This is a genomic window from Bacillus sp. RSS_NA_20 (genome assembly GCF_020165915.1).
Classification (GTDB): domain Bacteria; phylum Bacillota; class Bacilli; order Bacillales; family Bacillaceae; genus Bacillus; species Bacillus altitudinis.
This window is the reverse complement of record NZ_JAIUKW010000005.1, coordinates 884,593-904,264: the sequence shown is the minus strand read 5'-3', so window position 1 is coordinate 904,264 and position 19,672 is coordinate 884,593. Positions and strand designations below refer to the sequence as shown.

Sequence of the window (19,672 nt, the reverse complement as noted above, 5' to 3'; positions counted from 1 at the left end):
CTAAAAGCCCTTTCCAAATTGTCGATCTTGTAATATATTTGTCATAAAGTTGTAATGTAACGTTTTGTGAGAGTCACTCGACAAAAATAAGTGAACGGAGGGGTTTCCTATGCATGAAACCTTTCAAAAAATATATGATTCGTACCATCAAGATTTGTACCAATTTTTATTTTATATGGTAAAAGATAAAAATCAGGCAGAGGATCTCGTGCAGGAGGTTTACATTCGGGTACTTCACTCATATAAAACTTTTGAAGGAAGAAGCAGCGAGAAAACATGGCTGTTTTCAATTGCAAGGCATGTGGCAATTGACTGGTTTCGCAAACAGCAAACTATCAGACAACGGGTGCTCGGCACGTTTGATTGGGATAAACAGGATGTAAAAGATCCAGACCTGCTCCCAGATGAATTGGCTGTACAGGATGAAAATATCAAAGAAATTTATGCCGCACTTGATCATTGCACCATTGATCAACGAGCCGTCATCATTTTAAGGTTTATCCAAGGCTACTCAATCATGGAGACGGCCAAGGCGCTAAAGTTCTCGGAAAGCAAAGTCAAAACAACGCAGCACCGAGGCCTGAAAGTGCTCCGAAAACATATGGAGCTTTTGAAGGAGGAGCTAGTGAATGAAAACGAACAGGTCCAATTGGAGCGAAGAACGAATTAAAGTATTACTCAGTCAGCTTCCAAAGGTGGAGGACAACCGTTCATCTAAGCAGATTTACCAGCAAATGCTGATGGCAAGCGGGAAGAAAAAGAAAAGTGCCAGATGGATCGGTCCAGCGGTCGCAACCGTTGTGGTCTTATTTATGGCGTTTTTGATTTCTCCTCATTTATTTCAGCCGGCTGCTCAAGATATAAAGAAAGTGAAAATGGACTCGAGTGCTGAAAAAGGACAGGTGAATGCTACATTAGAGGCGGTAAAAAACACAAATGATCCTTCACATGTTGCTTATGCATCTGACAAAGAAAAGTATATGACGATTTCATACATAGATGAATCGACTTCTCAAGTTGTCCCAATCAGTATTCAAAAAGAAAATAAGCATGATGATGTGCAGGCGCTTCTTGATACATACGAAAAACTGGAGCTGCCTGAAATGACAAAACCTCTTCAAGCTTATATGGATATGGTGGATGTGAGTGAAAAAGGGGATACACTGATTTTTCAGCTGAAAAATGATTTGTCTCTTGATACATTAAAAGAAGCCAATCGTTTTAAAGACATGGTCAAAGAAACGTTAAAATGGAGCCAATATAAACAAGTACAGGTCAAGTCTGTCAATGGCTCGCACCTTCAATTAGGGACGAATGGCCGTCTTGGTACCATTTCAATTAATAAACAAACAAAGCACGCTTACTACGTTTTAGAAAATAAGAGCGGGACATTTTTGGTGCCCTCAAAAGATGATTATCCTTCTTATAAAGATGCAGTAGAGGCGATGAAGCGGGCGAATGATGCAGGACTCGATCCACTCATTAAAGAAGAGCCTGTTCAAAAGGTGACAACAAAAGGAAAACATGCAACCATCACGTTTGGAGCATCAGCACAATTAACGGACTCAATTGATCATATTTTACTTATTGAAGGACTGCTGCTCACAGCGAAAGATTTCGGTTTTACAGATGTCACGATACAAAATGCAGGAACAGATCAAGTAGGCCCATATGAATTAAAAGAACCGCTAGAGGTACCGGCACTGCCAAACCCAGTTGTTATCAAAGAACGCTAAAGGACGCAACTTATTGCGTTCTCAGCGTGTAGACAAACCCTCGCATTCTTTGTCAGTCCTGCGCTCCGGTGCTCACGAATGTCAAATTCACTCTGCTCCGGTGCTCGTCCTTCCTAGACTGCAAAGGTTTTCTATCACGCTGAAAAGAAGACAAAGGGCTAAAATCAAGTTCATTTTAGCCCTTTGTCAACAATCTGAGGACGCAACTTATTGCGTTCTTTTTTCATGTATAGAAAAGGGCTTCCTTGAGGTATACTAAGCTGTCATGAAAAGAACTTCAAAGAAGGGAAGTCACTGATGAAAAGGTATTGCTACATATGTGCTAGCTGTTTCTTGTTCTTGACCTTATCACCGTTTGCCCATGCAGAGAAAACAACCGAGTGGGTGGAACCAATCAAAGGTGAAGTCACTGATTTGTTTGGGACAAGAGGTGGTTCGCATAAGGGGTTAGACATTGCTGCACCAGAAGGAGAATCCATTTTTGCTGCTAGCGAAGGTGTGGTTACTCGTTCCTATGTATCTGCTACATATGGTGAAGTTGTATTTATTCGGCATCCAAATGGATATGAAACCGTCTATGCGCATTTAAATGCGCGTTTTGTAAAGAATGGTGACCATGTACAAACAGGGCAGCCGATCGGCATCATAGGCAACACAGGCGCCTCTAGGGGCACTCATTTGCATTTTGAGGTGCACAGGGGTAATTGGTCAGTTAGTAAAGAAGATGCAGTAGATCCGCTCACAATCATTGCAAGAGATCGTTTCCAAGAGCCAGCCCTCCATGTAGATGGATATGAGAAACATACATATGTCATACAACGAGGGGACACGCTCTGGTCTATTGCTAAAGCACATCAAATGACCGTTGATCAATTGAAGAAAATCAATGCACTGACAACGCATCTCATACGTACAGGTGAACGTTTAATCGTTTCAACAAAATAAACCTCATGCAAAAGCATGAGGTTTACCATTTTTTAAAGGTCAATCAGACGTACAGAAAGAATATCGCTCACTTTAGTTAACGTTTGGACAATTTCATCTTCAAGGTGCTTATCAAAAGAAAGCATCATGATGGCCTCGCCGCCTTTTTCTTTACGGCCTACTTGCATTGTTGCGATGTTCACATCGTGGTCGCCTAAAATCTTTCCAACTTGACCGATGACACCAGGTGCGTCAGTATGCTGAATATAGACAAGGTGCCCATCTGGGTAAAAGTCAATATTGAAACCATTAATAGAAACGACACGTTCACCTAGATGCGGGATATACGTTGCTTTTAATGTAAAGGTAGAAAGGTCACCTTTGACTTCAATGGAAATGCTGTTCTCATAGCCAGATTCGCTTGAAGAAATTTTCTCGCTAAAGCTAATGCCGCGTTCTTTTGCCACCATACCAGCATTGACTTCATTTACAGTCGAATCGACACGCTCTTTCAAAAAGCCAGAAAGCAGACTTTTTGTAATAAATGATGTTTCGAGTTTTGCGATAGATCCTTCATATGAAATGCTGACTTCTTTTACAGGTTCTCTCATCGATTGAGAAACAAGACGTCCAAGTTTTCCTGCAAATTGATGATAAGGCTGGATTTTCTTGAACTCGTCTTTTGTCATCGCTGGTAGATTAATAGATGACATGACCGGGAGTCCTTTTGCAAATTGAAGAACTTCTTCAGAGACTTGTGCCGCCACATTTAATTGTGCTTCTTTTGTAGATGCACCAAGATGCGGAGTGGCAATGACGTTTGGATGATCCACAAGTGGATTCTCAGTAGGTGGTTCTACTTCAAATACATCGAGAGCAGCCCCTGCGACATGACCATTTTCAAGTGCTTCAAGAAGGTCGCGTTCGTCAATGATGCCGCCGCGTGCACAGTTCACTAGACGAACACCTTTTTTCGTTTTTGCGATTGTTTCTTTATTGAGAAGTCCTCTAGTTTCTTTTGTTAAAGGTGTATGTACCGTAATAATATCTGATACTTCAAGCACTTCATCAAGTGATTTTGCATTAACACCAATTTTTTCGGCACGTTCTTTTGTGAGGAAAGGGTCAAATACGTTGACCGTCATGCCAAATGCTCTTGCACGCTGGGCGATTTCACTTCCAATTCTGCCTAAGCCAACAATCCCAAGAGATTTTCCGTAAAGCTCAGCACCGACATATGCGCCTCTGTTCCATTCTTTTGATTTAACAGAAATATTCGCTTGAGGAATATGACGCATGAGAGATGAGATCATCGCAAACGTATGCTCTGCTGTTGAAATCGTATTCCCATTTGGTGCATTGATGACAATCACACCATGTTTTGTTGCTTCATCAATGTCAATGTTGTCGACTCCCACACCGGCACGGCCAACAATTTTTAATGAAGTCATTTTTTCATAAAGTTCTTTTGTCACTTTTGTGGCACTTCTGACAAGTAAGGCATCAAACGTGTGTAATTCATCTTCTGCTTCTGTTACATTTTTTTGAACAATTTCAACAAAATCTGATTCTAATAGTGGTAAAAGACCATCATTGCTCATCTTATCTGAGACTAATACTCGAAACATCGTAAGATTTCCTCCTAAAATAAACGTCATAAATATCTGATAATTTACCATATTCCTTTTCACTGTGTCAATCAAATTAAAGCAGTAAAGCGAAAAAGAAAACACGAACATTTTTTAGTGTCTTGATCAAGAATGGACACCTTTAAACAAAAGATAACCAATTTTTACGCATTTGTCATTATAAATTTTAGGTTTTTTACGATTTCTTAAAACTGATGAATTTGCTCAGGATTTTTATCTGTACAATTGCTCATATATCATATATAATGATGTCGAATTGAATAATGATCAATCTTCGGGGCAGGGTGTAATTCCCTACCGGCGGTGATGAGGCATAGTCTCTAAGCCCGCGAGCCTTTTTTGGCAGGATTCGGTGTGATTCCGAAGCCGACAGTATAGTCTGGATGGGAGAAGATGGAGGTTCGTAAACGTTGAAAACATGTCTGTTTATACGTTTATTTGTGTAGCCTAAATTTCCCGCTCCTGTGTATGTATTCAGAGCGGTTTTTTTGTGGCTAAAATTGAACAATCCTCTTTTCGAAAGATTTGATCGAAAAGGAGAGAGAATATTGAATCAAAGTAAAGTAAAACGTTTAGTTGTCATCAGCATGCTTAGCAGTATCGCATTTGTATTAATGTTATTGAATTTCCCTTTCCCTGGGCTTCCTGGGTATTTAAAAATTGATTTTAGTGACATTCCTGCGATTATTGCGATTTTAATTTATGGGCCAGGTGCTGGGATTGCTGTTGAAGCTTTAAAGAATCTACTGCACTACCTCATTCATGGTAGCATGTCCGGTGTTCCTGTGGATCAAGTAGCGAATTTTACAGCAGGTGTACTATTCATCTTACCGGTGGCTTTTATTTTTAAAAAGATTAAATCAGCAAGAGGGTTAGCGTGGTCCATGATTCTCGGAACATTACTCATGACAGTCATGATGAGCATCTTAAACTATTTCTTGTTCCTACCTGCTTATACATGGTTTTTGAATGCACCCGTCCTGTCAGATCATGTGCTAAAGGCAACCATTACAGCAGGGATCTTGCCTTTTAACCTGATTAAAGGAATCATCATCACCATCGTCTTTAGTTTCATTTTTGTCAAAATGCGTCCATGGTTTGAAAATAAACGCCGACTTCAAAATAGTTAATATAAAAAAAGCCCCTTTTAAAGGGGCTTTTATCCTATTCATGCTTAAGTGGATCACCATCGAAAGTTTCGTCCGCAACTTTAATTGAGTCAGTTGGGCAACCTTCAAATGCGTCAAGCATATCTTCTTCAAGTACTTCTGGAACTTCTACAGTCCCCTGATTGTCATCAAGCGTGACAAATGCAATGCCTTCATCATCATAATCATAAATGTCTGGAGCAGCTGCACCGCATGCGCCGCAAGCAATACATGTGTCTTTGTCTACAATTGTATATTTTGCCATGTTAAAAAAATACCTCCCAGATTGTTCGATGGAACAAATGGTTTAACCTTTTTAGTTTCACCGATAAAAAACCAATTTCCTCAAACCTTATTGTAATGATTTTAAATTCACATTTCAACTGTAAAGTGATTGAGAATGCTTATCACATAAGGGTTTGTTCATAACTTTCCCCCATTAATTGAGTTTAAACATTTCTTCTTCAATGAAATCTGTTAAAATAAAGGGAGAAAATATTCGAATTTTGTCAGGAAGACAGGTGCTTTGGTCAATGACGATTCATTACTTGGATGTCATGTTGATGGACAGCGTACATAAATTGAACGGCGAACGCTCCATTAGTGCTGTCTACCATCTTTTTAAAGGAAAAAAATCATCACAAACGATACAGGATGCAAGTTTGTTTCAGCTTTCTAGCTACTTCGGCTGCTATCCAGCTTTTACGAGGGATCAGTTGAACCGCTCTGTACAAAGGCTAAAAGAGCAGCACTTCATCAGAAAGACAGGGGATACATTCATCGCCACAGATGCAGGAATAAGTATGCTCAGGCAGTGTTTCTCTGAAAAACCGATGCCAGTTTATTTTAATGGTGCCAAGTATCATGATAAAGCAAAGGTGTTATGGATGAGACTGTCTTTACTTGTGCAGGTCCTTTCACATCATGCAGCGGGGTCACAACACTATGTGCCGATTCAAAGAGATATATCGGTTCAAAACTGGACAAAATCCTTCTTCTCGCAATATCACCAGAAGAAAAAGCTTTCTGAAGATATCCATCATGAGCTTGAAACACTTCTTGCTCATTTAACTGATCAAGAGGCACTGCTTTTTGTTTATTCATTGACTTCCAATGAAAGAATCGGACGGACGTACCAGCAAATGGCGGAATGGATGAAAGAAGATGTATGGTATGTTTACTTGCTTTTTTGGAATGTGCTCCATTATTTTATTCAATGTGCGCAAAAAGGTGAGGCACCGATCATCCAGCGAATGATAGATGATCTTCAATTCAAACGTGTGCTGACCACCTCTACCCATAAAACGCTTGAGCTTGTACAAAAAGGGTTCAGTATTGATCAAATTGCTCATATTCGTTCATTAAAAAAAGCGACAATTGAAGATCATATTGTGGAGCTCTCAATACATGAGCCGAGCTTCTCGATTGAACCATATGTCAGTAGTGAAGCTCAAAAGGCGATACATGAGGTAGCCGGTCAGCTCCAAACCAACAAGATGAAGCTGATCAAAGAAAGTCTCGAGCATTCATTTACTTATTTTCAAATACGATTGGCATTGACAAGGATGGTGAAAGCAAATGGATAAGCTTCATCAGACGCTGATGCGATACTTTGGTTATGATGCCTTCAAAACAGGTCAGGAGGACATTATTCGAAGTGTACTTCAACAAAAAGATACGGTTGCCATGCTTCCTACTGGTGGCGGGAAGTCACTTTGTTATCAAATTCCGGGCTATTTGACAGACGGGTTAGTGCTGATTATTTCACCTCTTTTATCACTCATGGAAGATCAAGTGGAACGCATGAAAATGCGCGGTGAAAAGCGAGTAGCTGCGCTTAACAGTACACTGTCTTTTCAAGAAAGAAGACATATTATTCGGCATTTGCCATCATATAAATTTTTATTTGTCGCACCTGAGGCGCTTATGTCAGAGGTATTGTTAGAGCAGCTCAAAGCGATGCATGTGGGGCTATTCGTTGTAGATGAAGCCCACTGTATATCGGAATGGGGACATGACTTCCGCCCGGAATACTCCAAGCTTGGAGAATGGAGAGAAGCGCTCGGCAATCCTGTTGCCTTAGCACTAACGGCAACTGCGACGAAACAAACCTTAAAAGATACTGTTCAAACGTTGCGGCTAGAGCATCCAGATGTTCATATTCATTCAGTTAACCGGCCGAATATTGCACTATTAAAAGAGGCGCAAGAAACGAAAGAAGCAAAAGAGAAACGAGCACTTGAGCTTGTGGAAACCCTTCAAGGGCCTGGGCTGATTTATTGTCCGACCCGGCAAATGACAGAAGATATTTCACGTTTGGTGAAACAAAAAACGCATCAGCGTGTAGAGTTTTATCATGGCGGAATGGAGTCGGGGGACCGCATGCTGATCCAGCAGCAATTTATCAGTGGTCAAATTGATCTCATTTGCTGTACAAGTGCTTTTGGAATGGGAATTGATAAAGCAAATATACGCTTTGTGATTCATATGAGTCCGCCTCAATCAATTGAAGCATTTATGCAGGAAATTGGAAGAGCTGGACGGGACGGGAAAAATAGTGTGAGCGTTCTTTTATATACAGAAGAGGATGCGGATATTCAAAGTCATTTGATTCAAGCAGAAGGTTTTGATGATCCAGAAATTGATTTTTTCTTAGCCCGATTATCACAAATGCCGATCAATGATGAAAAGAAATTACGTGAACAATTGATGGAAGCAGGGCTTCAGGAGACGCGCGCGCGAATGCTCTCGCATTATTACACGATGTACCAAACTGAACAGCCCCGTTTGCTCATGAAGAAGCTGAAAGAAAAGCTGCAGGATAGACAAACAGAAAAGCTAAAAAAAGTGTGGCAGTTTAAAGAGCATATCACTGGCCATCGCTGCTTTAGGCAATCTTTGTTATCATACTTTGATGAGCAGCTTGATCTAACGGAGGACGCTTCCTTTGGGAACTGCTGTTCTTCATGCGGACTTGACCTGTCTGATTACGAAAAAAAAGATCAACCATTGGAGCTGAATGAAATGAAACACTGGAAGACCGAGCTGGATCGTCTATTTCATCTGACAAAAGAGGCGCAGCATTGATTGAACAACATCGCCGTATTATTGAAAAATTAACCGATCGACAAGTAGTAGAACAGTTGTATTTTACACAGCTGCTCATGCTGATTGTCTCTTTTTTACTAGGGATGTTTATGTTTGATCATTGGACTGATTTTACAGCCCTATGGCAGATCCGAGATATGCGTATCCTGACTTACGGAATTGGCGGCGCTTTGCTTGTGATTATTGTTGACGCTATTGTCATGAAGGTGTTTCCAGCTCATATGTACGATGATGGCGGATTAAATGAAAAAATGTTCAAAAACCGCAGCATCCCGCATATTGTTTGGTTAACGCTGCTCATTGCCTTTTCAGAAGAAATTTTATTTCGCGGGATCGTTCAGCAGCAATTTGGACTGGAGATTGCAAGCATTGTGTTTGCACTTCTTCACTTTCGCTATTTGTCAAAAATACTCTTGTTTATCCTTGTGGTTTCTATTAGTATTTTTTTAGGACTTTTATACGAGTGGACAGGGAATTTATTCGTTCCTGTCATGACACACTTTGTCATTGACCTAGTCTTTGCATGTCAAATTCGTTTTAAATATTGGGGGAGGGATGAACATGGAAGAAATGTCGAGAATGAAGAGAAAAAAGCAGCAGCTGACAAACATCCATGATGATGATGTAGAGAAAAATCTTGAAGAAGAAAAAGTGCATCCTTCAGATGACTCTCACTTTCCTACACGAGAAGATTTTCATGAATATAAAAAGCAGCGAACCAAAAAGGTGCGTAATCCATTGTTTACGACACTGGCTATTATCTTTCCTATTATTGTCGTCACGGTTTTCTTCCTGTTGATTTATTACACATCAAAGGAAATTAACGATAACAACAATCAAGGTGTTTATATTGATAAAACATCGAGTGCTGACACAGATCCAGTCCCGTCAGCACTTGTTGACACAAAAAATGATTCAAGCGCTGACAAAGCGGATGCGTCTGATGATGAGAAGAAAAAGAAAGATGCTGATAAAGAAAAGCAGCGTTCAAAAGAAAAAGCAGAGCAAAAGAAAAAAGAACAAGCCGCTAAAGAGAAGGCTGAGCGTGAAAAGGCCGAAGCTGCAAAAAAGCGTGAGCAGCAACAGCTCGCTCTTCAAAAACAGCAGGAAGAGAAAAAGCGAAAAGAAGCAGAAGAGAAGAAGAAACAGGAAGAAAAGCCTGTTCGTGTCGTGCAGCATACTGTTGGACCAGAGGAAAACTTGTATCGAATTTCCATGAAGTATTATCAAAACCGATCAGGGGAAGAGAAAATTCGAGCTTACAATCATTTAAAAGGAAATAGCGTGTACAGCGGACAAGTATTGAATATCCCATTAGAAAATTAATATTTGACATGAATGAATCGAAAAGCACATACATATGTAGAAAAAAGGGACAAGGGTGTATGTGATGACATTGCACGCAATCAGCCGCTATATGGATCAGCCGACACAGAAAATGATTGAAACATTGATCAAAAGGAAGCGCAAATACGAGGGGTTTGCAAAACAATGCAAAAGGTGGCAATGGACAGCCCTTTTATCACTTGCGATTCTTCTGTTTTATTTTGTGATAACAGCTAATAGCGGGGGCTCCCTGCAGCCGGAAGCGATGATTGCCACATTGCTTGGCCATGAGGTGTTTCTGTTTTGGATCATGGCTGAAGTGTTTGCTTTTTACGCATCGTATTATTATAAGAAAAAAGAAGAAAAGGCTGAGGATGAATATCATAAGCTCAGATGTGAAATTATACAGAAAAGCACAGATTTATGGCCTCAATCAAATCAATGGAAAGAGCGCGAGGCCGTTTTCCACTTCATGCAGACGCAATATGATATCAATCTCTATTATGAAAGTAAATAAATGAGCAAAAGACGTTTAAACAGTTGAAACGTCTTTTTTCATTCAAGCGTCTTATAAAAGAAAGCTGATACAAGGGAGTCATTCATAATGAAATATGCCATCGGATTTACTGCTGCCATAGCGGCTGTGACAACAGGTGTGTGTGTAACAGCGAAAATGGTGAAAACGGCAAAACAAAACAACATCAAAAAGCATTACTTTACAATAGAAGGACTTCAGTCAGATCGACCTGCAGTCATTTTCTTTATTTCTGATACCCATCGCCGTCTAATTAGTGATACTTTATTAGCGGAAGTAAAAGAGCAGCAGCCTGATGTCATTATGATCGGCGGGGACTTAGCTGAAAAGGGAGTCCCTTATGCTAGAGTTGAAGAAAATGTGAAACGTTTAGCAAGGATTGCCCCGGTGTATTTTGTGTGGGGGAATAACGACCATGAGCTGCATCAGCAAAAACTCAAAGACATCCTCCATACCTATCAGGTGACGACATTGCAAAATGAGACGGCTGTGTGGAATTTTGAAGGACAGCCCATTAAAATAGGCGGAATCGATGATATCCGGCTTGAAAAAGCAGATTATGAAGCGATACGGCCGGAGTTTGTCAAAGAAGACGTGAATATCCTTTTATCACACAACCCAGATGTGCATCATTTGATGAGTGAAGAAGAGGGAATTGATCTTGTTTTGAGCGGTCATACCCATGGGGGTCAAATTCGTATTGGGAAATTTGGTCCGTATGAAAAAGGAAGAACAGGCCAAGTCAAAGGTGCTTTCTTTCTGATTAGTAATGGTTACGGAACAACAAAGATTCCGATGCGTCTTGGAGCAGAACCAGAAACCCATCTGATCTATTTAATGCCGCTAAAAACGCGCTAAGTTGATGCCCCATCAATATTTTCCATAAAAGTCACCGTAAGCATAGCTTCATGCTTGTCTTCCGTCTTGACACAGTGTAAACTGAATACAAAATTAAGAACCTATGACTCATCATCTCATATACTACAGTATGATGTGTGTTAGAAGAGGCAGGAGGGAACGTTATGCGGCTAGAGCGTCTGAATTATAATAAAATCAAAATTTTTCTCACACTAGATGATCTGACAGACCGAGGTCTTACGAAAGAAGACCTTTGGAAAGATTCGTTCAAAGTTCATCAGCTGTTTAAAGACATGATGAACGAAGCGAATCAGGAGCTCGGTTTTGAAGCGAATGGACCGATTGCTGTTGAAGTATTTTCTCTTCAGGCGCAGGGGATGGTCGTCATTGTGACAAAGAGTCAGCAGGAAGATGCTGATGATGAGTTTGATGAAGATTACATTGAGATGCAAGTCAAGCTCGACGAGAGCAAGCATGTGCTCTATCAATTTGCCTCGTTTGAAGATGTGATTCAACTGTCCCATAGTTTAAGTCGTATTGGACTTTTAGGGGGTACAGTTTACCATTATGAAGGTCAATATTTTCTCAGCCTAGATGATTTCGAAGAACTGTCTGCAGATACGGTCATTTCTATTTTAGCGGAGTTCGGTTCACCGACGACATTAACCATTCACCGGTTAAAAGAATACGGAAAAGTGATCATGCAGGAAGATGCAGTGAAAACGATTCAACTGTATTTTTAATCACTTTTTTCTATTATATTTAATACTGTTGTGATGAAACAACAGTATTTTTTTATATCCATTTTTATATTTATAAACGCTGATATTTTATTTTGATAAAAAACGCTTTTTACCTTTGCTTTACCAGTACGAAGGTGTATACTATTGCTTGAAAGGGAGCAGTAGATCATGAAAGATTTCTAGGGGGTTTATTTTAATGGCAGCCGATCAAAACGCCGCTCATAACGCAGAAGATAAGCTAGATGTTTTAAAGTCAACTCAAACCGTCATACATAAAGCGCTTGATAAATTGGGCTATCCGCAAGAAGTGTATGAATTGCTGAAGGAGCCAATTCGCCTATTAACGGTCAAAATTCCAGTACGTATGGATGATGGATCGGTGAAAATTTTCACTGGTTATCGTGCGCAGCATAATGATGCTGTCGGTCCAACAAAAGGCGGAATTCGATTCCACCCGAACGTTACTGAAAAAGAAGTAAAAGCGCTTTCAATTTGGATGAGTTTAAAATGTGGTATTGTGGATCTTCCTTATGGCGGAGGAAAAGGCGGTATTATCTGTGATCCAAGAGAAATGTCATTTAGGGAGCTTGAAAAACTAAGCCGCGGCTATGTTCGCGCAATTAGCCAAATCGTTGGACCAACAAAAGATGTTCCAGCACCAGATGTGTTTACAAACTCTCAAATCATGGCATGGATGATGGATGAGTATTCTAGAATTGATGAATTTAACTCGCCAGGATTTATTACAGGAAAACCAATTGTTCTTGGAGGCTCACATGGACGTGATACTGCAACTGCAAAAGGTGTAACGATCTGTATCAAAGAAGCGGCGAAGAAAAAAGGAATTGACATCAATGGGGCTCGTGTTGTCGTTCAGGGATTCGGAAATGCAGGAAGTTACTTGGCTAAATTTATGTATGATGCCGGAGCGAAAATCGTAGGAATTTCAGATGCTTACGGCGGTTTGTATGATGAAGATGGTCTCGATATTGACTACTTGCTTGACCGACGTGACAGCTTTGGAACCGTCACTAAATTATTTAATGATACAATTACAAACCAAGAGCTGCTTGAGCTAGATTGTGATATCTTAGTACCTGCAGCCATTGAAAATCAAATTACAGAAGATAATGCGGCGAACATTAAAGCCAAAATTGTCGTAGAAGCAGCAAATGGACCAACGACATTGGAAGGGACAAAAATTCTTTCAGATCGTGGTGTACTGCTTGTTCCAGACGTACTTGCAAGTGCGGGTGGAGTGACTGTTTCTTACTTTGAATGGGTTCAGAATAACCAAGGGTTCTACTGGACAGAAGAAGAAGTAGAAACTCGTTTAGAAGATATGATGGTGAAATCATTTAATAATATTTATGAAATGGCGCAAAACCGCCGTATTGATATGCGACTAGCAGCATATATGGTCGGTGTACGTAAAATGGCTGAAGCTTCTCGATTCAGAGGCTGGATTTAAGCGACTTATTTGCATCGCGCCTTAAAATCTCCTATCCTTAAATAGGAGATTTTTTTATGGAATCATGCAAAGAATCAAACAGCCCAGCAATTGTTATTGCAGTGAAACGACAGGAGTGGAACAAATGAAACAAGAAAAAGCGATCATAATAGGAGGAGGCCCGTGCGGTCTATCAGCTGCCATTGCATTCAAGCAAATTGGGATTGATGCACTTGTGATTGAAAAGGGCAATGTGGTCAACAGTATTTATCATTACCCTACACACCAAACCTTCTTCAGTACAAGTGAAAAGCTTGAGATCGGTGACGTCGCTTTTATCACTGAAAACCGGAAACCCGTTCGTATTCAGGCGCTTTCCTATTACCGAGAGGTGGTCAGACGAAAAAGCCTTCGTGTGAATGCTTTTGAAAAGGTAAACGCTGTGACGAAAAAAGATGGCCGTTTTACGGTAAATACATCAAAAGACGACTATACATGTGACTATGTTGTGATTGCGACTGGCTACTATGATCATCCTAACTATATGAATGTAAAAGGGGAAGACCTTCCTCATGTGTATCATTATTTTAAAGAAGGACACCCCTACTTTGATAAAGATGTGACGGTGATCGGCGGGAAGAACTCTAGTGTTGATGCTGCCCTGGAACTTGTGAAATGCGGAAGCAGGGTGACGGTTTTATATAGAGGAACTGAATATTCATCCAGCATCAAACCTTGGATTTTACCAGAGTTTGAAGCGCTTGTTCGAAATGGCACCATTCGAATGGAGTTCGGTGCAGAGGTGAAGGAAATCACAGAACAGGATGTTGTCTTTACAAACCAGCAGGGCCAAACGGATCGAGTGAAAAGTGATTATGTGTTTGCGATGACAGGTTATCATCCTGATCATTCATTTTTAGAAAAAATGGGTGTAACAATCGATCCAGAATCAGGCCGCCCAGCATTTGATGAACAAACAATGGAAACAAATGTAGAAGGTATTTTCATTGCAGGGGTCATTGCAGCTGGTAACAACGCCAACGAAATTTTCATTGAAAATGGAAGATTTCATGGCGGGTTAATTGCAGAAGAAATCAACAAAAGAATCAACGGGTAAAAAAAGAACTGGGTCCTTCTAAGGGATTCAGTTCTTTTTTATGTAAATTGGGATTATATAGAAGAATATTTTGGGGAAAATGGGCTCGAGTCATATAAAAAAGGGGTGATTCGTGGTACGATAATAAAGGATAATGTAGGGAAAGAGGTCTGATTATGATCGCAATCATTTCAGCAGGTTTAGCTCCCGGCATCGCACTTTTAAGTTATTTTTATTTGAAAGATCAATACGACAATGAGCCGGTTCATATGGTCATCAGATCTTTTATGCTAGGTGTCATACTTGTGTTTCCAACCATGTTTATTCAGTATGTCCTCCAAGAGGAAAATATCGCCACGAATCCTATCGTGATTTCATTTGTGACATCGGGTTTTTTAGAAGAATCATTAAAGTGGTTTATTTTAATGGTCAGTGTCTATGCGCACGTACAGTTTGATGAACACTATGACGGGATTGTCTATGGAACAAGTGTCTCGCTTGGATTTGCGACACTTGAAAATATTTTGTACTTAGTGGGTCATGGGGTAGAGTACGCGTTTACACGTGCCTTGCTGCCTGTATCAAGCCACGCTTTATTTGGTGTGGTGATGGGATTTTATATAGGTAAAGCTCGCTTCTCTGATAAAAAAGAGCAGCGAAAATGGCTGATTCTCTCTTTAATACTTCCTATTCTTTTTCATGGCTTATATGATTTCATTCTTCTCGGCATGAAAAATTGGGGATATATCATGTTGCCGTTCATGATTTTTTTATGGTGGTTTGGTCTGCGGAAAGCCAAAAAAGCCCGTGCCGTGAAGATGGTACAAATTTAAATTGGAAAACGTCCTATACGTCTTTAGGGCGTTTTTTGTCTTTTACATCCAATTCCCTCCTGTGATGAATGTATAAAAATAGGGATCGGAAGAAACATATATTCAAACATCAAAAGTACAGGAGGATTAAATATGGACAAAGCTCGTTTCATGAAACAAATCGTCCTTATCTTCTCAATTGTTCTGCTCGCGTCTTCATTGATGACAGCTGAAAAAAGTGAAGCTTTCACAAATCAAGTGATTCAGCGGGGAGCTACAGGAGAAGATGTCGTCGAGCTCCAGGCAAGGCTCCAATACAATGGTTTTTACAATGGAAAAATAGACGGGGTGTATGGCTGGGGAACTTACTGGGCCGTGCGCAATTTTCAAAGCCAGTTTGGTGTAAAGAAAGTCGATGGACTCGTAGGGGAAAAAACAAAAAGCCTATTAGTTCAAAAGACGAAATACTATAAAGAGTTTGTGCAACAGCAGTTGCAAAAAGGGAATCAGTTTACGCACTACGGCGGGAAACCTCTTGATCAGCAAACAAAGGCTCCTGCGCAAAGAAACACGCAAAAAAAGACAGCACAAGGTGCAAAAGAGAATCAAAAAAGTCAAAGCGGAGGAAACAGCTCGTCTGGGAAGTCTGGAAACCAGTCAGGAAATGGTCAAGCAAATCAAACGCCGAAACAAACAGCAGCCAACATGCCAGGTGGTTTTTCAAGCAATGACATTCAGCTTCTTTCACAAGCTGTGTATAGTGAAGCGAGAGGTGAACCTTATGAAGGACAGGTAGCGATCGCAGCCGTCATCTTAAACCGTTTAAACAACCCGACTTTTCCAAACACGATTGCTGGTGTCATTTTTGAACCGCTTGCGTTTACTGCTGTAGCAGATGGACAATTTTATATGGCGCCAAATGAAACCGCTAAAAAGGCAGTATTTGATGCCATTAATGGCTGGGACCCATCTGAAAGCGCCGTTTATTACTTTAATCCTGATACAGCAACAAGCCCATGGATTTGGGGAAGACCACAAATTAAACGAATCGGGAAACATATTTTCTGTGAATAAAAAGAGGTGTAAATAAATGATCAGAGGAATATTGATTGCTATTTTAGGAATTGCTGTCATCTCAACAGGATACTGGGGCTATAAAGAGCATCAAGAAAAAGATGCAGTACTGCTTCATGCAGAGAACAACTATCAAAGAGCCTTCCATGATTTAACGTATCAAGTCGATCAGCTGCACGATAAACTTGGCGCAACACTTGCGATGAATAGCCAAACATCTATATCTCCAGCACTGGCAGATGTATGGAGAATGTCATCAGAAGCGCATAACAATGTCAGTCAGCTTCCGCTCACATTGATGCCTTTTAACAAAACAGAAGAGTTTCTAGCGAATGTCGGTGACTTTAGCTATAAATCGTCACTTAAATCTTTATCAGATGAACCATTAAACAAAGATACACACAAAACCATTACCACTTTATATGATCAAGCGGCAGATATTCAAAACGAACTTAGACAAGTGCAGCATCTCGTACTCAACAAAAATTTAAAATGGATGGATGTTGAAATGGCACTGGCTGATGGAGATCGAAAAAACGACAACACCATCATTGACGGATTAAAAACCGTTGAGAGAAATGCTGATGCGTTTGCAGATGTTGATCTTGGCCCTACAAATGTGTCAACTGAATCAGAAACGCAAGGCTACAATCACTTAAAAGGGCAAAAGATTTCAAAAAAAGAAGCGATCCGTATCGCCCAGCAATTTGCGCCTGACCATAACAAAGATTTTAAGGTGAGAAAAAGTGGGAGTAAAACGAACCGTGATGTTTACAGCCTGTCAATGTCTGACCCAGACAACCGGGCAAACTTTTATTTAGACTTGACTGAAAAAGGCGGCCATCCTGTCTATCTTCTTCAGAACCGTGAAGTGAAAAAACAAAAAATCAGTTTAAATGATGCCTCAGAAAAAGCACTAAGTTTCTTAAAGAAGCATGGATTCGATACTGAATCATTTCATTTAGATGAGAGTGCGCAATTTGATAATATCGGCGTATTTACCTATGTCCCTTTACAGAATAACGTATTGCTTTATCCAGATAGCATTCGAATGAAAGTCGCTTTAGATGATGGAGAGGTTGTGGGATTCTCAGCGAAAGACTATTTAATGAATCACAGAAAACGTGACATAAAAGCACCAAAGATTTCTCGAAAAGAAGCTGAAAAGACCTTAAATAAACATGTGAAGATCGAGGATACACATGTAGCTCTTGTTCAAAATGATATGTCAGAGGAAGTTCTTTGCTATGAGTTTTTAGGAACCATTAAAAACGACACATACCGAATGTTTATTAATGCAGATACTGGAAAAGAAGAAAGAGTAGATAAGCTAAAAAATGCAGAACCTATATATAAAGACCTATAGAAAAGGGAGCAAGGAAAAGGCGAATAAGCCTTTTCCTTTTGTTTTATACATGGTTTAATATAAGAGAGGATACGATTTCACAGATGAAAAGAGTGATGAGGAATGTTACAAATAGGGGATGCAATCACAATTGAGTATGTCAATGAGAACAAAGAAGTGAAAACTGCAAAATCGAAAGTTTTGGAAAATAATAACGATGATATTTGCATTAATTATCCAGCTGATAAAGAAACGGGGCGCACGATCTATTTAAATCAAGAAACAGAAATCACCGTCTTCTTTTTCGATGAAAATCAAATTCCATACAAATGTACAAGCAAAGTCATTGGGAAAAGAAAAGAAGATATCCCGATGATTGTCGTTTCGATTCCGCCAAAAGAAGAAATGATTCGGCTTCAGCGAAGAGAATATCTTCGAGTGGATACGATGGTGAAAGCGTCCATTACGCAAAATGGTGAAGAAACCTTCGACACATTTATTGTCAATATGAGTGCTGGCGGTGTAGCAATTGCTGTTCCAGAAGGTGTCTCACTAAAAGAATATGGCGAGGTCGTCACAGAGTTTGAACTTTCACTGAAAGAACCAGTGGAAATTAAAGCGATTGCAGAAATGAATCGTGTTTATCAAGATGAACAGACCGGGAAAACAAGAGCGATCATGGAATTTACTGAAATCACAAACGACCACCAGCAGCACATCATGAAGTACTGCTTCCAGCAGCAGCTTCTAACACGTGTGAAAAAAGTATAAGAATAAAGGTTGTCAAAAGCTTCCATACTAGAGAGAAAGAATCTAGCGTTGGAGGCTTTTTGTATGAAAACAATGGAAAGATGGCTATTCAAAGCAGTGCTCATTCAGCTCATTCTGCTTTTGGCGGTTCAGGTCACCCTTCACTTGACGAAAGGAGAACTATTTTTGTCAAAAGTCGTGCAATATGAGGGTGTGAATAACATGAGCATTGAAGATTGGATTGAGACATTTAAGCAAAAGGATTGATAGAAAATTCCCCCGTTTGAGCGGTGATCGTGTTACAATTCATAAGGGAGATTCAATCAAGGAGAGGTATTATGAAAAAGAAATTATCTATCGCAATTGACGGTCCTGCTGCAGCAGGAAAAAGCACTGTGGCAAAAATTGTCGCAGCGAAAAAATCATATATTTATATCGATACAGGTGCGATGTACCGCGCAATTACACTTGCAGCACTCAATCAAGGCGTAGACCTTGAAGACGAACAGGCACTTGATGCGTTATTGAAAAACACAGTCATTGAACTTGTGTCAACTGACGAAGGTCAAAAAGTACATTTAGACACGATCGATGTCACAGAAGACATCAGAACAGACCGCGTAAGTAATCAAGTCTCTGTTGTTGCAAAGCATCGAGCTGTCCGGGAAGAAATGGTCCGCAGGCAGCAAGAGCTGGGGAACCGAGGCGGTGTTGTCATGGATGGAAGAGACATCGGCACGCATGTTCTTCCAGATGCAGAAGTGAAAATTTTCTTACTTGCGTCAGTAGAGGAAAGAGCAAAACGTCGTTTTGAAGAAAATCAGAAAAAAGGCTATGATGTCAATTACGATCAGCTGATCGAAGAGATTGCAAGACGTGACAAGCTTGATTCTGAGCGGGAGGTATCACCGCTGAAGAAAGCAGATGACGCCATTGAAATTGACACGACTTCTCTTTCTATTCAAGAGGTTGCAGGTAAAATTTTAGATGCAGCAGAGCGTGTAGAAAAACAGTAAGAAATTTTAGAAAACTTTTATAAGTTAGAGGTTTATCTCTTGACAAACAAGGTCTTTTATTAGAAGTTTATACTAATACTATTTTTATTGATCATTCAAGCA

The 19,672-nt window shown here is 40.1% G+C and carries 21 protein-coding genes and 1 riboswitch; of the genes, 19 read left to right on the top strand and 2 right to left on the bottom strand.

The genetic code is table 11. The annotated features are described in order from the left end of the window. The first annotated feature begins 109 nt into the window (after positions 1-109). The 3 genes from sigX (at position 110) to LCD32_RS10100 (ending at position 2,681) form a co-directional block, all read left to right on the top strand. Positions 110-670, top strand: coding sequence for an RNA polymerase sigma factor SigX (gene sigX, locus LCD32_RS10110; protein ID WP_007501006.1), 561 nt, complete (start codon positions 110-112; stop codon positions 668-670). Then, positions 630-1,736, top strand: coding sequence for a hypothetical protein (locus LCD32_RS10105; RefSeq protein WP_060781154.1), 1,107 nt, complete (start codon positions 630-632; stop codon positions 1,734-1,736). The genes sigX and LCD32_RS10105 overlap by 41 nt, the downstream gene beginning before the upstream one ends. Positions 1,737-2,033: 297 nt before the next feature. Continuing rightward, the gene (locus tag LCD32_RS10100) at positions 2,034-2,681 is read left to right on the top strand and encodes a M23 family metallopeptidase (protein WP_035391628.1); all 648 of its coding nucleotides are present in this window, start codon (positions 2,034-2,036) and stop codon (positions 2,679-2,681) included. A 32-nt stretch (positions 2,682-2,713) separates the two neighbouring features. Here the strand turns inward: LCD32_RS10100 and serA are convergent, their stop codons facing one another. Beyond that, a complete protein-coding gene (gene serA, locus LCD32_RS10095; RefSeq protein WP_008344488.1) occupies positions 2,714-4,288 on the bottom strand; it encodes a phosphoglycerate dehydrogenase in 1,575 nt (524 codons plus the stop codon). A gap of 287 nt (positions 4,289-4,575) precedes the next feature. After that, positions 4,576-4,708: riboswitch (FMN riboswitch) on the top strand. Positions 4,709-4,857: 149 nt separating this feature from the next. On the opposite strand from serA, the gene LCD32_RS10090 reads away from it, so the two are divergent. After that, a complete protein-coding gene (locus LCD32_RS10090) occupies positions 4,858-5,439 on the top strand; it encodes an ECF transporter S component (RefSeq protein WP_008344490.1) in 582 nt (193 codons plus the stop codon). A 34-nt stretch (positions 5,440-5,473) separates the two neighbouring features. Here the strand turns inward: LCD32_RS10090 and LCD32_RS10085 are convergent, their stop codons facing one another. After that, the gene (locus LCD32_RS10085) at positions 5,474-5,722 is read right to left on the bottom strand and encodes a ferredoxin (protein WP_008344492.1); all 249 of its coding nucleotides are present in this window, start codon (positions 5,720-5,722) and stop codon (positions 5,474-5,476) included. A 268-nt stretch (positions 5,723-5,990) separates the two neighbouring features. Between LCD32_RS10085 and LCD32_RS10080 the strand changes: the two genes are divergently transcribed. The 15 genes from LCD32_RS10080 (at position 5,991) to cmk (ending at position 19,570) form a co-directional block, all read left to right on the top strand. Further along, positions 5,991-7,043, top strand: a complete 1,053-nt coding sequence (locus LCD32_RS10080) for a helix-turn-helix domain-containing protein (protein WP_224563718.1) — start codon at positions 5,991-5,993, stop codon at positions 7,041-7,043. Beyond that, positions 7,036-8,544: an ATP-dependent DNA helicase RecQ gene (locus LCD32_RS10075; protein ID WP_057079343.1), complete on the top strand. Its 1,509-nt coding sequence runs from the start codon at positions 7,036-7,038 to the stop codon at positions 8,542-8,544. Before LCD32_RS10080 ends, LCD32_RS10075 begins: the two co-directional genes overlap by 8 nt. Beyond that, a complete protein-coding gene (locus LCD32_RS10070) occupies positions 8,541-9,182 on the top strand; it encodes a CPBP family intramembrane glutamic endopeptidase (RefSeq protein WP_008344498.1) in 642 nt (213 codons plus the stop codon). Before LCD32_RS10075 ends, LCD32_RS10070 begins: the two co-directional genes overlap by 4 nt. Next, positions 9,127-9,891, top strand: a complete 765-nt coding sequence (locus tag LCD32_RS10065) for a LysM peptidoglycan-binding domain-containing protein (protein WP_039165777.1) — start codon at positions 9,127-9,129, stop codon at positions 9,889-9,891. The genes LCD32_RS10070 and LCD32_RS10065 overlap by 56 nt, the downstream gene beginning before the upstream one ends. A 64-nt stretch (positions 9,892-9,955) precedes the next feature. Further along, entirely contained in the window at positions 9,956-10,408 is a 453-nt protein-coding gene (locus LCD32_RS10060) for a DUF2663 family protein (protein ID WP_007500988.1), read from the top strand. Positions 10,409-10,495: 87 nt separating this feature from the next. Continuing rightward, positions 10,496-11,284 (top strand): metallophosphoesterase, encoded by a 789-nt coding sequence (locus LCD32_RS10055; RefSeq protein ID WP_017367513.1) that lies wholly within the window; start codon positions 10,496-10,498, stop codon positions 11,282-11,284. Between the two features lie 164 nt (positions 11,285-11,448). Next, positions 11,449-12,027 carry a genetic competence negative regulator gene (locus LCD32_RS10050; protein WP_007500984.1) on the top strand — a complete coding sequence of 193 codons (579 nt, stop codon included), beginning with the start codon at positions 11,449-11,451 and terminating at the stop codon, positions 12,025-12,027. A gap of 196 nt (positions 12,028-12,223) precedes the next feature. Continuing rightward, positions 12,224-13,498 carry a Glu/Leu/Phe/Val family dehydrogenase gene (locus LCD32_RS10045; protein ID WP_007500982.1) on the top strand — a complete coding sequence of 425 codons (1,275 nt, stop codon included), beginning with the start codon at positions 12,224-12,226 and terminating at the stop codon, positions 13,496-13,498. Between the two features lie 124 nt (positions 13,499-13,622). Next, the gene (locus tag LCD32_RS10040; RefSeq protein ID WP_017367512.1) at positions 13,623-14,594 is read left to right on the top strand and encodes a YpdA family putative bacillithiol disulfide reductase; all 972 of its coding nucleotides are present in this window, start codon (positions 13,623-13,625) and stop codon (positions 14,592-14,594) included. Positions 14,595-14,749: 155 nt separating this feature from the next. Beyond that, positions 14,750-15,406 (top strand): glutamic-type intramembrane protease PrsW, encoded by a 657-nt coding sequence (gene prsW, locus LCD32_RS10035; RefSeq protein ID WP_008344507.1) that lies wholly within the window; start codon positions 14,750-14,752, stop codon positions 15,404-15,406. Positions 15,407-15,538: 132 nt separating this feature from the next. Further along, a complete protein-coding gene (gene sleB, locus LCD32_RS10030) occupies positions 15,539-16,459 on the top strand; it encodes a spore cortex-lytic enzyme (protein WP_045034327.1) in 921 nt (306 codons plus the stop codon). Between the two features lie 16 nt (positions 16,460-16,475). After that, positions 16,476-17,825, top strand: coding sequence for a germination protein YpeB (gene ypeB / locus LCD32_RS10025; protein WP_008344510.1), 1,350 nt, complete (start codon positions 16,476-16,478; stop codon positions 17,823-17,825). 102 nt (positions 17,826-17,927) lie between these two features. Next, positions 17,928-18,575, top strand: a complete 648-nt coding sequence (locus tag LCD32_RS10020) for a flagellar brake protein (protein ID WP_060781150.1) — start codon at positions 17,928-17,930, stop codon at positions 18,573-18,575. 63 nt (positions 18,576-18,638) lie between these two features. After that, a complete protein-coding gene (locus LCD32_RS10015) occupies positions 18,639-18,821 on the top strand; it encodes a YpfB family protein (protein ID WP_008344514.1) in 183 nt (60 codons plus the stop codon). 71 nt (positions 18,822-18,892) lie between these two features. Further along, positions 18,893-19,570: a (d)CMP kinase gene (gene cmk, locus LCD32_RS10010; RefSeq protein ID WP_017359766.1), complete on the top strand. Its 678-nt coding sequence runs from the start codon at positions 18,893-18,895 to the stop codon at positions 19,568-19,570. Positions 19,571-19,672: the final 102 nt, after the last annotated feature.

What these genes read in the sequence shown, in the direction of transcription:
- sigX (WP_007501006.1), top strand. Translation starts at nt 110, where the DNA reads ATGCATGAAACCTTTCAAAAAATATATGATTCGTACCATCAAGATTTG.
- LCD32_RS10105 (WP_060781154.1), top strand. Translation starts at nt 630, where the DNA reads ATGAAAACGAACAGGTCCAATTGGAGCGAAGAACGAATTAAAGTATTA.
- LCD32_RS10100 (WP_035391628.1), top strand. Translation starts at nt 2,034, where the DNA reads ATGAAAAGGTATTGCTACATATGTGCTAGCTGTTTCTTGTTCTTGACC.
- serA (WP_008344488.1), bottom strand. Translation starts at nt 4,288, where the DNA reads ATGTTTCGAGTATTAGTCTCAGATAAGATGAGCAATGATGGTCTTTTA.
- LCD32_RS10085 (WP_008344492.1), bottom strand. Translation starts at nt 5,722, where the DNA reads ATGGCAAAATATACAATTGTAGACAAAGACACATGTATTGCTTGCGGC.
- LCD32_RS10080 (WP_224563718.1), top strand. Translation starts at nt 5,991, where the DNA reads ATGACGATTCATTACTTGGATGTCATGTTGATGGACAGCGTACATAAA.
- LCD32_RS10075 (WP_057079343.1), top strand. Translation starts at nt 7,036, where the DNA reads ATGGATAAGCTTCATCAGACGCTGATGCGATACTTTGGTTATGATGCC.
- LCD32_RS10065 (WP_039165777.1), top strand. Translation starts at nt 9,127, where the DNA reads ATGGAAGAAATGTCGAGAATGAAGAGAAAAAAGCAGCAGCTGACAAAC.
- LCD32_RS10060 (WP_007500988.1), top strand. Translation starts at nt 9,956, where the DNA reads ATGACATTGCACGCAATCAGCCGCTATATGGATCAGCCGACACAGAAA.
- LCD32_RS10055 (WP_017367513.1), top strand. Translation starts at nt 10,496, where the DNA reads ATGAAATATGCCATCGGATTTACTGCTGCCATAGCGGCTGTGACAACA.
- LCD32_RS10050 (WP_007500984.1), top strand. Translation starts at nt 11,449, where the DNA reads ATGCGGCTAGAGCGTCTGAATTATAATAAAATCAAAATTTTTCTCACA.
- LCD32_RS10045 (WP_007500982.1), top strand. Translation starts at nt 12,224, where the DNA reads ATGGCAGCCGATCAAAACGCCGCTCATAACGCAGAAGATAAGCTAGAT.
- LCD32_RS10040 (WP_017367512.1), top strand. Translation starts at nt 13,623, where the DNA reads ATGAAACAAGAAAAAGCGATCATAATAGGAGGAGGCCCGTGCGGTCTA.
- prsW (WP_008344507.1), top strand. Translation starts at nt 14,750, where the DNA reads ATGATCGCAATCATTTCAGCAGGTTTAGCTCCCGGCATCGCACTTTTA.
- sleB (WP_045034327.1), top strand. Translation starts at nt 15,539, where the DNA reads ATGGACAAAGCTCGTTTCATGAAACAAATCGTCCTTATCTTCTCAATT.
- ypeB (WP_008344510.1), top strand. Translation starts at nt 16,476, where the DNA reads ATGATCAGAGGAATATTGATTGCTATTTTAGGAATTGCTGTCATCTCA.
- LCD32_RS10020 (WP_060781150.1), top strand. Translation starts at nt 17,928, where the DNA reads ATGTTACAAATAGGGGATGCAATCACAATTGAGTATGTCAATGAGAAC.
- LCD32_RS10015 (WP_008344514.1), top strand. Translation starts at nt 18,639, where the DNA reads ATGAAAACAATGGAAAGATGGCTATTCAAAGCAGTGCTCATTCAGCTC.
- cmk (WP_017359766.1), top strand. Translation starts at nt 18,893, where the DNA reads ATGAAAAAGAAATTATCTATCGCAATTGACGGTCCTGCTGCAGCAGGA.